We start from the raw sequence: 12,824 nt of genomic DNA on the forward strand, positions 1-12,824 counted from the left end.
GCCCACCAGCCCGCCCAGGCGGTATTGGACAACTCCCCAGGTCCGTGGACTAGTATGTAGGAGCACTAATTCGATATTGCACGGGTGTCCGGTGAAAGTCCGGGCTGAGAGGTGGCACAGCCACAACCGTTGAACCTGATCCGGGTAATGCCGGCGATAGGGAGGAAACATGACTGATACACGTCTGCCATCAACCGGGGAGACCGGTGAGCCAGGGGAGACCGGTGCGCCCGGGGGAACCGGTGTCACCACCGGCCCCACCCCACAGACCCGACACACCTGGCGCGTGATCGACATCGTCATCGCCGCGGTCCTGGGCGTGGCCTGCGGGCTGATCTTCGTGGTGTGGAATTCCATCGGATATGCCTGGTTCACCGCCTTCGACGCGCTGACCCCGGGCCTGGGCGGTCTGGCCGTCGGCATCTGGCTGCTCGGCGGTGTGCTCGGTGGGCTCATCATCCGCAAACCCGGCGCCGCGCTGTTCGTCGAGGTCATCGCCGCCTCGGTGTCCGCGGCCCTGGCCTCGCAGTGGGGCATTGAGACCCTGTACTCCGGGATCGCCCAGGGACTCGGCGCGGAACTGGTCTTCGCGCTGTTTCTGTACCGGCGTTTCACCCTGACGGTGGCCATCCTCGCCGGGATGGGTGCCGGTGTCGGCGCCTACATCCTGGAGGCTTTCCTCAGCGCCTACTTCGCGATGTCCCTGGCCTTCAACATCATCTACTTCAGCTGCCTGATGATCTCCGGTGCGCTGCTGGCCGGCGTGGTCAGCTTCTACCTGGTCCGCGCCCTGGCGAAAACGGGTGCGCTGGACCGGTTCGCCGCCGGCCGTGAACTGCGCAGGGAGGTCTGAACACACCCATGACCACCACCATGGGTACCCGGGTGACGGTCCGGGATTTCGGCTACCGTCACGCCTCGCGGAAGAAACCCGCCTTCAGCAACATCACTCTTGATATCGCGCCGGGGGAGCGGGTGCTGCTCACCGGTGATTCCGGTTCGGGCAAATCAACCCTGCTCGCCGCGTTGGCCGGCGTGCTCGGTGATGACACGGAAGGGCAGACGTACGGTTCCCTGCTTGTCGACGCCTCCGCCACCGGCCTCGTCCTCCAGGACCCAGACTCCCAGGTCATCGCCTCCCGGGTCGGTGATGATGTCGCCTTCGGCTGCGAGAACCTCGGCATCCCGCGGGAGGAGATCTGGCCGCGGGTGGAGCAGGCTTTGGATATGGTCGGTCTCGACCTGCCCCTGACACATCCCACCCGGCATCTCTCGGGTGGGCAGAAACAACGCCTGGCGCTGGCCGGGGTCATCGCGATGGGTGCCCGGCTCATCCTGCTGGATGAACCCACCGCCAACCTCGATCCGGCCGGCCAGCGCGAGGTGGTTGAGGCCGTCAACCGTGTGGTGGACGCCACCGGCGCCACCCTCATCGTTGTGGAGCACCGCCACCAGCTGTGGTCGGGGACTGTGGACCGTATCCTCCGCCTCGAGGCAGACGGGGTCCGGGGGATCCACGCCGATGACCTGGTCTCACCCACCGGTCTGCCCACCCGCCGGGAGGCCGGGACGACCGCCCTGGTCTCCGCCGATCACCTGCTCGCGCAGTGGGGACCGCCCCGTTCCTTCCACATCCCGGAGGGTGCCTCCACCGTGATCACCGGTGCGAACGGTTCCGGCAAGACCACCCTGGCGCTGACCATCGGCGGGCTCATCCCACCCCGCTCGGGGCACCTGGATCTGGCCGACACCCTCCGGCGTGGCCTCGACAGACAGCCCCACCAGTGGCGTTCGGCGGATCTCGCGCGCCGCATCGGCACGGTGTTCCAGGATCCGGAGCACCAGTTCGTTGCCCGCACCGTGCGCGAGGAGATCGAGGTCGGGCCCAAGGTCATGTCGGGCAGACGCCGCGGCACCGTGGACCAGGCCAGCGCGCACCGCATCGAGGAGCTGCTGGACCGGTTGCGTCTGCGCCACCTCGAGCATGCCAACCCCTTCACCCTCTCCGGTGGGGAGAAACGCCGCCTGTCGGTGGCCACCGCGCTGGTGGCGGCCCCGGCTCTGCTCATCCTGGATGAACCGACCTTCGGTCAGGATCCGGTGACCTTCCGGGAGCTGGTGTGGATGCTGCGGGATCTCGCCGATTCCGGCACCACCATCGTCTCCGTCACCCACGACCCGGATTTCATCGCAGCCCTGGGTGATCATCACGTGGAGGTGGGCAACCGGTGAATCTCATCAGGGATATCAACCCCGTCACCCGCATCCTGGCGGTCATCGCCCTGACCACCCCGCTGCTGATCAGCGTGGACGTGGTCTCCGCGGCCATCGCGCTGGCCGCCACCATCGCCCTGTCCCCACTGGTGGGGGTCAGTTGGAGGCAATTGTTCCGGCGGGGCTGGCCCCTGCTGGTCATCGCGCCGATAGCGTCGGTGTCCATGGCGCTCTACGGTCGGCCCGAGGGGGAGGTGTACTTCAGTTTCCTCCTGGCCCAGGTCACGGATAATTCACTGTCGCTGGCCCTGGCCATCGGTGTGCGTGTGCTGGCGGTCGGTCTGCCGGTGGTGGTGCTCATCTCCCGGCTGGACCCCACGGATCTGGGCGATGGCCTCGCCCAGGTGGCACGCCTGCCGGAGCGGTTTGTCATCGGTGCCGTCGCCGGGGGACGCCTGGTGTCGCTGTTCCGCGATGACTGGTCCTCCATGTCGCGCTCCCGCCGCGCCCGGGGTATCGCCGATCAGGGCCGGATCCGTCACTTTGTCACCATGGCCTTCGGGCTGCTGGTGCTCTCCCTGAGACGCGGAGCCAAACTGGCCACCGCGATGGAGGCCCGCGGGTTCGGTCGCCGTCCCGACCGCACGTGGGCGCGCGCGTCCACAGTGGGGCTTGTCGACGCCACCGTGATCCTCATCTGCCTGCTCATCTCCATCACCGCGATCACCGTGTCCATCCAGACCGGTTACTTCAGGTTCCTGGGAACATGATCATCATCCTCATCGACGGACAGTCCGGCTCCGGCAAGACCACCCTGGCCAGACAGCTGGCCACCGAGACCGGTTTCCAGCTGGTCCACCTGGAGGATTTCTACCCCGGCTGGTCGGGGCTTGCCGAGGCCAGCCGCATGGTGGTCGACGATGTACTGCACCCCACCCGACCCGGTTTCTGGCGATGGGACTGGGAACAGAACCGCCGGGCCGGGTGGGTGGACATCCGTCCGCGCGCGAGTCTGATCATCGAGGGATGTGGGGCGGTGACGGAGGCGTCGATAAGCACCGCTGCAACGTTGGGGACCGTGATCACCGTGCGGTTGACCGGACCGGAGGACCTCCGCCGGGAGCGCGCACTGACGCGCGACCCGGATTACGCACCCTGGTGGGAGATGTGGGCCGCCCAGGAGCGCGAACACTTCACCGGGCCCGGGGATGTGCCCGTTGACCACGTGCTAGGGTGGTCGTGATCGCGGGACGACCCGCGCATCGGGTACCGGATGGGGACGGCCCCGCCTGAGCTTTCACAAGGATGTTCACCATGCCGTCCACGCGTCTGGATGTCATCGATTATGCGCGCATCATCACCGGCTGGGTGGCTGTTGCGCTGTTTCTCCTCCTCACCGTGCCGGGCCCGCCCCTGCTGCTGCTCACCATCATCATCGCGGTGATCCTGTTCAGTTCCTTCGGGGTGGTGAAACAGGCGGAACGCCTGGCGGTGATCCTCGGCGACCCCTACGGCTCCCTGGTGTTGACCCTGTCCATCGTGACCATCGAGGTCATCCTCATCGTCGCGGTGATGCTGGGGCCGGGGGAGTCCACCACCATCGCCCGGGATTCGGTCATGTCGGTGTCCATGATCATCATGGCGCTGGTGGTGGGCGTGTCCTTCCTCGCCGGGGGCCTGCGCCACGGCGCGTTGTCACACAACGGAACCGGGGCCCAGACCTACCTGGTGATGATCCTCATGCTGTCGGTGCTGGCCTTCGCCGTGCCGGCGGTGATCGGCGTGGCAGGGCAGTACCAGCCCGCGCACGCGGTGCCCGTGGCGGTGGCCACCATTGCGCTCTACGGGTTCTTCCTCAGACAGCAGACCGGCACCCGGGCCGGTGACTTCCAGGATTCCGCCGCGGTGCCACCCACCGGGCCGGCCTTCCGCGGTGAGGTGTTCTTCCGTGCTGTGGTGCTCGTGGTCACCGTCCTGCCGATCGTCTGGCTCTCCCATGACATGGCCGGACTGATGGACACCGTCCTCGCCGATTTCGGGGCCCCGGCGGCGCTGGCGGGACTGGTGATCGCCATGATCGTGTTCACCCCGGAGACACTCACCACCGTCCGCGCCGCCTGGGGCGCTGAGACCCAGCGCGTGATCAACCTCGCCCACGGCGCCCTGGTATCCACCCTCGGGCTGACCATCCCGGCGGTGCTGATCATCGGTGCTGTCACCAACCAGACGGTGATCCTCGCCGAGGGCCCCGCCAACCTGCTGATCCTCGGGACCACCATCGCCGTGACGGGCATCATCTTCACCGCCCGTCGGATCACCGCCATCCACGGTGCGGTGCTGCTGATGATATTCGGGGTGTACCTGCTGGCGCTGCTGGGTTGAGAGCGGAATGTCGGCGTGGGTCCTGGGGTAGCCTGGGCCGCATGACGACACCGACTTCTCCAACTGCAGAACCTGTTCAGAACCTTGATTGGAGCTCCTGGAAACGGGTGCTCGTTGTGGTGGCACACCCGGATGACCCGGAGTACGGGTTATCCGCGGCGGTGCATGAATGGACCACCGCCGGGGTGGAGGTGTCCTACCTGCTGCTCACCCATGGGGAGGCCGGGATCCAGGGGAGGGACCCGGCCGAGGTCGGCCCCCTGCGCGCCGAGGAGCAGCGCCGGGCATGTCACTGCGTGGGCGTGACCGACCTGGTCATCCTCGACCACCCCGATTCGATGCTGGTCTACACCCTCGACCTGCGCCGGGACATCGCCCGGGAGATCCGTCGCCGTCGTCCCGACGTGGTCGTCCTCACCAACTTCGATGTCGAGGCCTACGGCGGACTCAACCAGGCCGACCACCGGGTGGCGGGGCTGGCCACCATCGATGCCACCCGTGATGCCGCCAACCCGTGGGCGCAACGCGAGCTCCTGGATGAGGAGGGGCTGGAACCCTGGAGCACCTCGAAGCTTCTCGTCGCCGGGGTTCCCAATCCCACCCACTATGTCGGTGTCTCCCACGAATCGGTTGAGGCCGGGGTGGCGTCCCTGTGCGAGCACGATGAATACCTCAAGGCCCTGCCGGACCATCCCGTCCCCCATGAGTTCATCCCGGGGATGCTGCGTGAGGGCGCCGGGCTGGTGGGGGATGAGAATCTGGAGTGCGCGGTGACCTTCCGGGTCTTCGACGTGTAGGAGAAAACCCCGGGCGCTCAGGGACCGGTCAGGTAGTTCTTCAGATAACCGCCGGTCAGGGTGCCCGAACCGGTCAGTTCCGCCGGGGTGCCCTCGAAGACGATCTGGCCACCATCGGAACCCGCGCCGGGACCGACCTCGATGATGTGATCCGCATGGGCGAGCACCGCCAGGTGATGCTCCACGACGATCACCGTCTTTCCCGCATCCACCAGGGAATCAAAGAGACTGAGCAGGGTCCGCACATCCGCCAGGTGCAGACCCGTGGTGGGCTCATCCAGGATGAAGGTGGTGGCCTTATCCGCCAGGTGGGTGCCCAGCTTCAGGCGTTGGCGTTCACCACCGGACAACGTGGACAGTGGCTGCCCCAGGGTGAGATACCCCAGACCCACCGCCACGAGGCGTCGCAGAATCGTCACCGCGGCCGGCATCTTCGACTCCGGTGCACTGAAGAACTCCAGGGCCTCCACCGCGGGCATGGCCAGCACCTCGGCGATATTCCTCCCACCGAGGTGATGATCCAGCACCGCCTCATCAAACCGCCGTCCCTCACACACCTCACAGGGGGAGGACACCCCGGCCACCATGCCCAGATCCACGGTGACCACACCGGTGCCGTGGCAGTTCGGGCAAGCACCCCCCGAGTTCGCCGAGAACAATGCCGGCTTCACCCCATTGACCTTCGCGAAGGCCTTCCTGATCGAATCCAGCATGCCGGTGTAGGTGGCGGGATTGGAACGGGTTGACCCCTGGATCGACGTCTGGTCCACCGACACCAGGGACTCATCCCGGGGGATGGCATGAACCAGGGAGGACTTGCCGGAGCCCGCGACACCACTGATCACCGTGAGCACCCCGAGCGGGATATCCACATCCACATCACGCAGGTTGTTCCGGTTCGCCCCGCGGATCGGCAGGTGGCCTGCGGCGGAGCGTGCCGACGTCTTCAACTCTGCCCGGTCGTGGAAGTGACGCCCGGTGACGGTATCGGATGCCTCCAATTCGGCGACGGTGCCCTCGAACTGGATCTCGCCTCCCGCACCACCCGCCCCGGGACCCAGATCCACGACATGATCGGCGATGGCGATGGTCTCCGGTTTGTGTTCAACCACAAGCACGGTGTTGCCCTTGTCCCGCAGATCCAGAAGGAGCCGGTTCAACCGTTCAATGTCGTGGGCGTGCAGCCCCGCGGTGGGTTCATCAAAGACATACGTGACATCCGTCAGGGGAGAACCCAGATGACGCACCATCCTGGTGCGCTGCGCCTCCCCGCCGGACAGGGTGGCCACCGGGCGGTCCAGCTGCAGGTAGCCCAGTCCGATGGCCACGAAATTCTCCAACGTCTGGGACAACCCGCGCATCAGCGGTGCCACCGACCGGGCGTCCACACCATCGATCCACCGCGCCAGATCACGGACCTCCATGGAACACAGATCCGCGATGTTCTTCCCGTTGATCCGGGATTCCAGAGCATGCCGGGCCAGGCGTGTTCCCCCGCAGTCCGGGCAGGCTATGAAGGTCACCGCCCGGTCCACGAATTCACCGATGTGCTTCTGCATCCCGGAACGATCCTTGGACAACATGGATTTGGTGATCTTGGGGATCAATCCCTCATAGGTGACATTGATGCCGTTGAATTTAATCTTCATCGGTTCCTGGTGGTACAGGGCATGACGTTGTTCGTCGGTGAACTCCGCGACCGGGATATCTGCCGGGTACAGGCCGGATTCGGCATAACCGCGCATGCTCCAGGAGCCGACCTTGTACCCGGGGATCAGCAGGGCACCGTCATTGAGGGAGAGGGACTCATCCACCAACTGTGCCCGGTCGATCTCAGAGACCCGCCCCATTCCCTCGCACCGTGGGCACATGCCACCGGTGCGGGTGAACTCCACCTTCTCCCTCTTGCCCCCGGCCCTGCTGACCCCACCCGATGCGCTGATGGAGGGCACATTGAAGGAATACGCCCCGGGACCGCCGGCAGCGGGTTCCGCCAGCCGGGAGAAGAGGATCCGCAGCATGGCCGTGGCATCCGTGGCCGTTCCAACCGTGGACCGCGGATTGGCCCCCATCGATTCCTGGCCGACAACGATGGCGGTGGTCAGTCCCTCCAGGAGATCCACATCAGGACGCGCGGCCACAGGCATGAAACCCTGCACGAAGGCACTGTAGGTCTCATTGATCAGGCGCTGTGATTCCGCGGCGATGGTGCCGAAGACCAGGGAGGATTTACCTGACCCCGACACACCCGTGAACACCGTCACCCGGCGTTTCGGGATGGCCAGGGAGATATTCTTCAGGTTGTTCTCATGGGCCCCGTGCACCCGGATCATGTCATGGGAATCAGCCATCTGCATGGGGCAGATTGTATAGAAAACCCACCGGGACTTGAGGGCGGGCAGATCGGGTGGGGTGCGGGGGCAGTCCCGGGTGGAACCTAAACCGCAGGTGGACCGTGAGAAACAGGAGGTGGAGGGTACTGGTGCGGGGTTGGTGGCACCCCGGGGGCGTGGTCTGCCTACGATGGTGGCATGGCTACGACTCATTTTGATGGTACTGACACCCCCACCTCCGGCGAACTCCCGGCGGTGGGCGACACCCTTCCCGACTTCACCGTCGTCGACACCAACCTCGGCGAGGTGTCCCTGTCTGATCTCAAGGGCAAGAAACTCGTTCTCAACATCTTCCCCTCGGTGGACACCGGACTGTGCGCGGAGTCCGTGCGCAGGTTCAACGCCGAGGCAGCAGGTCTGGACAACACCACCGTGCTGTGTGTATCCAAGGACCTGCCCTTCGCCCTCGGACGCTTCTGCGGTGCCGAGGGCCTGGACAATGTCACCGCCGCCTCCGCATTCCGCTCCACCTTCGGTGAGGATTATGGCGTGGTGCTGGAAGGCTCCCCCCTCAAGGGTCTGCTGGCCCGCAGCGTCATCGTTGCAGATGAGGACGGCAAGGTCATCTACACCCAGCTGGTTGATGAGATCAAGACCGAACCGGACTACGCCTCCGCCATCAAGGCGCTGGGTTAAACCAGCGTTCAACCACCTGACTGATTCCTTACACAGGGCCTGACTCCAGGTGGCCGGTACCCGATCGGGTACCGGCTGCCGGGGTCAGGCCCTCAACCGTGTTCAGGAAACTGTGTTCAGGTGACACTCACGGCTGCATACTGTCCGTCGCCACCGGTGGCTGCTCCCCGGTCAGGGTAGTGAGCGACACCGCCTCCCGTGCGGGTTGCTCCGCAGGAGGAGCCTCGGGGACCGAGGTGGTGGTTGCGGTGGGATCAGCTGCCGGGTCAGCAGTCTGATCAGCGGTGGCAGGAACCGACGATGGGGTTGTTTCCGGACTGGCACCCGGCGCTGGGAGATCGATTCCCTTGCGGTCCTGCGGGTTCTGCACATCCTGTGTGTCTATCGGTTCCTGGGAAGTCGGTGTGGGAGGGGGATCCGCGGTGGGTGGGTCCTCCGGCCAGACGGGAACCTCAAAGTCCGGTGTGCGGATGGGACCGGGCAGGAACACCCGATTGGGTAATTCGGGAGCATCCGGCACGGGTGGGGTGATGATGACGGGATCCGGAAGCACCGGGTTCCTGGGCACGAGGGGGGCCGGGGGTGTGGGGGCGGTGACTGCCGGTGGAGGGTTACTATCCGGGTTCGACGGCGATGGTCGACCACTGCCTGGTGAGATGTTATCGGCCCCCTCAGCCCAGATCAGTGGAGCTGATGCGTCCGGGACCCCGGGGGAGGACTCCCCGGGAGCCGCCCCCGGTTCCTCCCACGGCATCGGCGGCGACAGGAGTGGGGAAACAGACGAGGGGGCGTTCTGCCTGTCCTGCGGCGGGCTTTGTGGACGGGGAGGGGAGCTGGTACCACCCGGTGCGCGGGTGACCACCGTCGCGGTGGGATCGTCGGGGTGTCCGTCCGCGAGGGTGGACAGGAGATCCTGTGTTGGGGGGAAGGGCAGCAGGGTGGTGCTCTGGGCAGTGATGGTTGAGTTCTGTGTGGGGCGCGTGTCGTGGAAGACACCGATTGAGGCGAAAGTGACCGAGGGGATCAATACACTCAGCGCGAGGGGCAGCGTCACCTCCCACCGGCGTGGTTGTTTCCGCCTGGTGTCGTCATACTGCCTACATCCCAGGACCCACAGGCCCAGCGCGGCGAGAACCACGCTGATACCCAGCAGTCCCACCACACCCTGGGCACTGAGGTCCGCTGAGAGGGTGAGGATGAAACTGAGGATGCCCAGGAGGATCAGTACCAGCGGTGCGTACCGGCGCAAACCTGTCACCACGGTGTGAGTGCGGGCCGGGGTGGCGGGCAGGACACGCTCATGACTTCGGATGAACTGGAGTAATCCCGCGCGGTAGAGTCCCGGGTTGCGCTGGTGGGGCACCAGTAGTTCCATCGGGTTATGCCGCAGACGGAAATCCTCCCTGCGCCAGAGGGGAAAAGCCAGGGCATTGATGTGGAGGGAGATGGTGTCATCGTCCCTGCGTTCAACACACCCGCGGGCGATGGGGATGAATCCGTCCTTCACCGCGGTCTGGACCGCCCCACGGAGGGCGTCGGCAGCGTCGACGTCCAGGATGCCGCATTCCCTACCATCGAGGTACACGAAGATGATCTCATCCACCGCACGTAGCTCCACCAGTACCCGGCTTTCGTCCCGGATGTTCCTGAAGGGGGAGTGTCGGGTTGGTTCGACCCGCCACATCGATCCATCGGGAAGCAGGGCCCAGGGTTTGGCGGGTGGGTTGTTGAAGGGGACGCCACCATCGGATTTGTACAGTGATATGTGGGCCGCGGGATGCTGCGCAGGGGTGAGCACCAGTTTGCAGGTGGGGATGAGACCGGAGGCGTAGACGCGGGCGATCTGAGAATCGGATACCACCGAGGGGTCGGGCAGGGTGCCCACCACCGTGGTACCGACCACCACGGAGACGGTGTCTCCACCATTGGTGGGGATCAGCAGGGATTCCACCACGGTCCGGGGTACGGTCGGATCCGCCAGTGTCTGTATCGCCGTGCTACTGATGTTGTCCAGCGGGATGTCACGGATGAAGGGCAGGACATCCGGGTGGTCGGAGATGAGGAGCCTGTAGTAACGGTCCCGGGCGCTGTCGATGATGAAATCCGGTGACGGTGTTCTGACTGTGTTGGGCACGGTGCAGTGGGCTCCTCTCTTAACTTTTCAGCTGGATGATGCGGCTATGAAGCGGTGGGGATGGCAGTGTGGTTCATCATCCGGAGGGGCCGGAACCCTTAGTCCTGCCCTGGGTAACCACTGGGTTTAATACACGCTCATGATAATACGGAAAATCCTAGAGTAAATTTCCCTCAGCCTGGTATCAGTTGGATTTTATCAGTAAAGATGAACAGCAGGTTTTTCCTGATTTTTCTGAGAATATAATTCACCGGCGGGCGGATCCCCCAGGACCCTTATGCAAGGGCCATCTTCTCACCCCGGGAACGGTTGATCATCTTGCCCACCGCGGTGACGATGATGACCACGAGCGCACCCCACACCGCGCCGAAGGCCAGCGATCCCACGGTGTTGCCGAGCCAGCCCGCAAACCCGCCGGCTGCCCCAGCCGCGAATTCCTCGAGTCCGTGAACCAGCCCGTAGGGCAGGTGCCAGCCGAGCTCGTCCAGGCCGACCACCATGATGTGCCCACCGACCCACAACATGGCGAACACACCGATGACACTGATGATCTGCAGGATGATCGGCATCGCCTTGACCAGACCACGGCCGAAGCGCACCGCACCGGCGGAGGCACCCTCCCGGGTGGCCACGGCCAGACCCATGTCATCCATCTTCACCAGCAGGGCGACCACGCCGTAGACGAGAGCGGTGATGCCGACACCCACGACGAACAGGGTGGCGGCCTGCATCCAGATGGTTTCTGCGGTGATCTCATTGAGTGAGATGACCATGATCTCCGCGGAGAGGATGAGATCGGTCGTGATCGCACCCTTAACCAGGGCATCCTCTGATTTCGGCCCGGCCTGGGACTTCGGGACCATCGGCTTGTCCTCGTGGTGCATTCTCGTGTGGATTGAATGCCAGATCTTCTCAGCCCCCTCGAAACACAGGTAGGTGCCACCCAGCATGAGGATCGGTGTGAGTGCCCACGGGGCAAAGGATGACAACAACAGGGCGATCGGGAGGATGATGATGATCTTGTTCACCAGCGAGCCCTTGGCGATCCGCCAGATCATGGGAAGCTCCCGGGCGGGTTTGACCCCGTCCACATACTGGGGTGTGACGGCTGCGTCGTCCACCACCACACCGGCAGCCTTCACGCTGGTCTTACCAGCCAGGCCGGCCACGTCGTCGACGCTCGCGGCGGCGGCCCTGGCGATAGCGGCCACATCATCGAGCAGTGCTGCAAGTCCACCTGCCATAACCTTTACCGTCCTCAACTGATCGGGGGAGTTGGAATTTCACAAGTGTATGCCTGTCCACGGCAGTAGACCATATGAGGCACAATGTTCCTCATGGATATCGCGATTGTCGGTGCTGGGGCCGTGGGTGGATACTTCGGGGCGCGCCTGCGGGAATCGGGTGCACAGGTCACCCTGGTCGCCCGGGGTGAGACACTCCGGGCGGTGAAGGATCGGGGAGTGCACGTCACCGACGCACAGGGGGCGCGTGAGGTACCGGTCCCGGTGGTGGGATCACTGCACGAGCTGGACCGTGCCGATGTGGTGCTGGTGGCCACGAAGGCGCTCGGGGGTGGCACCCCGACGAGGGAGCTTTTCGACGGCCTGCCCCGCACCGCCATCGTCGCCACCACACAGAACGCGGTGGAGGCGCCCCACCAGGCCGTCGGGATCGTGGGGTCGGCGAATGTCTGGCCCGGTGTGGTGCGGGGATTTTTCATCCACACCGGCCCCGCCTCGGTGGAATACCGCGGTGGGCCCCTGTCCTACACCTTTGGTACCTGGGGACAGTCGGTCCCGGACGGGGTGCAGGACCTGGCTGCGGAGTTCGCCGCGGCGCTGAATTCCGCGGGCATCGAGGGGTGGGTGCATCCCGACATCTGGGTTGATGTGTGGGAGAAGGCGATGTTCGTGACCACCTTCGGCGGATTGGGGGCGTTCGTCGACAAGCCCCTCGGGGTGCTGCGCACGGACTACCGCTCCACCCTGGAAGCCCTCATGCGGGAGGTGGCGGATGTGGCCCGCGCCGAGGGGGTGGCACTGCCGGCTGATGCGGTGGAACGGACCATGATGTTCGCGGACCGGATGCCGGAGGCGTCGACAAGCTCGATGCAGCGCGACATCAGCGCCGGTGGCGACAGTGAACTCGACGCCCAGGTCGGTGCGATCGTGCGCGCGGGCAAACGGCACGGCGTGGATGTCCGACTTCATGACCTCATCCTCACCGCCCTCCGAAATAGGGGGGCGAATAGGTAAATCCGACTTG

11 protein-coding genes and 1 riboswitch are annotated in these 12,824 nt (G+C 65.0%); of the genes, 8 read left to right on the forward strand and 3 right to left on the reverse strand.

All coding sequences use genetic code 11. The features are described from left to right. Positions 1-70 precede the first annotated feature (70 nt). Positions 71-180: riboswitch (TPP riboswitch) on the forward strand. The 6 genes from CE_RS05760 (at position 170) to CE_RS05785 (ending at position 5,393) form a co-directional block, all read left to right on the forward strand. Continuing rightward, the gene (locus tag CE_RS05760; RefSeq protein WP_011075310.1) at positions 170-853 is read left to right on the forward strand and encodes an ECF transporter S component; all 684 of its coding nucleotides are present in this window, start codon (positions 170-172) and stop codon (positions 851-853) included. (Overlaps the previous riboswitch by 11 nt.) Before the next feature lie 8 nt (positions 854-861). Next, on the forward strand, positions 862-2,232 hold the full coding sequence (locus CE_RS05765; protein WP_006769904.1) for an ABC transporter ATP-binding protein: 1,371 nt from the start codon (positions 862-864) through the stop codon (positions 2,230-2,232). After that, a complete protein-coding gene (locus CE_RS05770) occupies positions 2,229-2,984 on the forward strand; it encodes an energy-coupling factor transporter transmembrane component T family protein (protein ID WP_006769903.1) in 756 nt (251 codons plus the stop codon). Before CE_RS05765 ends, CE_RS05770 begins: the two co-directional genes overlap by 4 nt. Next, complete coding sequence (locus CE_RS05775) at positions 2,981-3,457, forward strand: (d)CMP kinase (protein WP_006769902.1); 477 nt, start codon at positions 2,981-2,983, stop codon at positions 3,455-3,457. The genes CE_RS05770 and CE_RS05775 overlap by 4 nt, the downstream gene beginning before the upstream one ends. Positions 3,458-3,528: 71 nt before the next feature. After that, positions 3,529-4,596, forward strand: coding sequence for a calcium:proton antiporter (locus tag CE_RS05780; RefSeq protein ID WP_173362566.1), 1,068 nt, complete (start codon positions 3,529-3,531; stop codon positions 4,594-4,596). Positions 4,597-4,637: 41 nt separating this feature from the next. Then, complete coding sequence (locus CE_RS05785; protein WP_035109856.1) at positions 4,638-5,393, forward strand: PIG-L deacetylase family protein; 756 nt, start codon at positions 4,638-4,640, stop codon at positions 5,391-5,393. Positions 5,394-5,410: 17 nt separating this feature from the next. Here the strand turns inward: CE_RS05785 and CE_RS05790 are convergent, their stop codons facing one another. Further along, the gene (locus tag CE_RS05790) at positions 5,411-7,750 is read right to left on the reverse strand and encodes an ATP-binding cassette domain-containing protein (protein ID WP_006769899.1); all 2,340 of its coding nucleotides are present in this window, start codon (positions 7,748-7,750) and stop codon (positions 5,411-5,413) included. Between the two features lie 174 nt (positions 7,751-7,924). On the opposite strand from CE_RS05790, the gene tpx reads away from it, so the two are divergent. Next, positions 7,925-8,422, forward strand: coding sequence for a thiol peroxidase (gene tpx, locus CE_RS05795; RefSeq protein ID WP_006769898.1), 498 nt, complete (start codon positions 7,925-7,927; stop codon positions 8,420-8,422). 127 nt (positions 8,423-8,549) lie between these two features. Here the strand turns inward: tpx and CE_RS05800 are convergent, their stop codons facing one another. Next, positions 8,550-10,556 (reverse strand): hypothetical protein, encoded by a 2,007-nt coding sequence (locus CE_RS05800; protein WP_006769897.1) that lies wholly within the window; start codon positions 10,554-10,556, stop codon positions 8,550-8,552. 275 nt (positions 10,557-10,831) lie between these two features. Then, a complete protein-coding gene (locus CE_RS05805; protein ID WP_006769895.1) occupies positions 10,832-11,800 on the reverse strand; it encodes a DUF808 domain-containing protein in 969 nt (322 codons plus the stop codon). Positions 11,801-11,893: 93 nt separating this feature from the next. Here CE_RS05805 and CE_RS05810 point away from each other — a divergent pair, with 93 nt between their 5' ends. Beyond that, positions 11,894-12,814: a 2-dehydropantoate 2-reductase gene (locus tag CE_RS05810; RefSeq protein ID WP_035109915.1), complete on the forward strand. Its 921-nt coding sequence runs from the start codon at positions 11,894-11,896 to the stop codon at positions 12,812-12,814. Positions 12,815-12,824 lie beyond the last annotated feature (10 nt).

The organism is Corynebacterium efficiens YS-314 (assembly GCF_000011305.1).
In the GTDB taxonomy this organism is placed as follows: Bacteria; Actinomycetota; Actinomycetes; order Mycobacteriales; family Mycobacteriaceae; genus Corynebacterium; species Corynebacterium efficiens.

Excerpts from the sequence above, each read along its gene's own strand:
- CE_RS05775 (WP_006769902.1), top strand. The coding sequence starts at position 2,981 with ATGATCATCATCCTCATCGACGGACAGTCCGGCTCCGGCAAGACCACC.
- CE_RS05765 (WP_006769904.1), top strand. The coding sequence starts at position 862 with ATGACCACCACCATGGGTACCCGGGTGACGGTCCGGGATTTCGGCTAC.
- tpx (WP_006769898.1), top strand. The coding sequence starts at position 7,925 with ATGGCTACGACTCATTTTGATGGTACTGACACCCCCACCTCCGGCGAA.
- CE_RS05785 (WP_035109856.1), top strand. The coding sequence starts at position 4,638 with ATGACGACACCGACTTCTCCAACTGCAGAACCTGTTCAGAACCTTGAT.
- CE_RS05805 (WP_006769895.1), bottom strand. The coding sequence starts at position 11,800 with ATGGCAGGTGGACTTGCAGCACTGCTCGATGATGTGGCCGCTATCGCC.
- CE_RS05810 (WP_035109915.1), top strand. The coding sequence starts at position 11,894 with ATGGATATCGCGATTGTCGGTGCTGGGGCCGTGGGTGGATACTTCGGG.
- CE_RS05790 (WP_006769899.1), bottom strand. The coding sequence starts at position 7,750 with ATGCAGATGGCTGATTCCCATGACATGATCCGGGTGCACGGGGCCCAT.
- CE_RS05780 (WP_173362566.1), top strand. The coding sequence starts at position 3,529 with ATGCCGTCCACGCGTCTGGATGTCATCGATTATGCGCGCATCATCACC.
- CE_RS05760 (WP_011075310.1), top strand. The coding sequence starts at position 170 with ATGACTGATACACGTCTGCCATCAACCGGGGAGACCGGTGAGCCAGGG.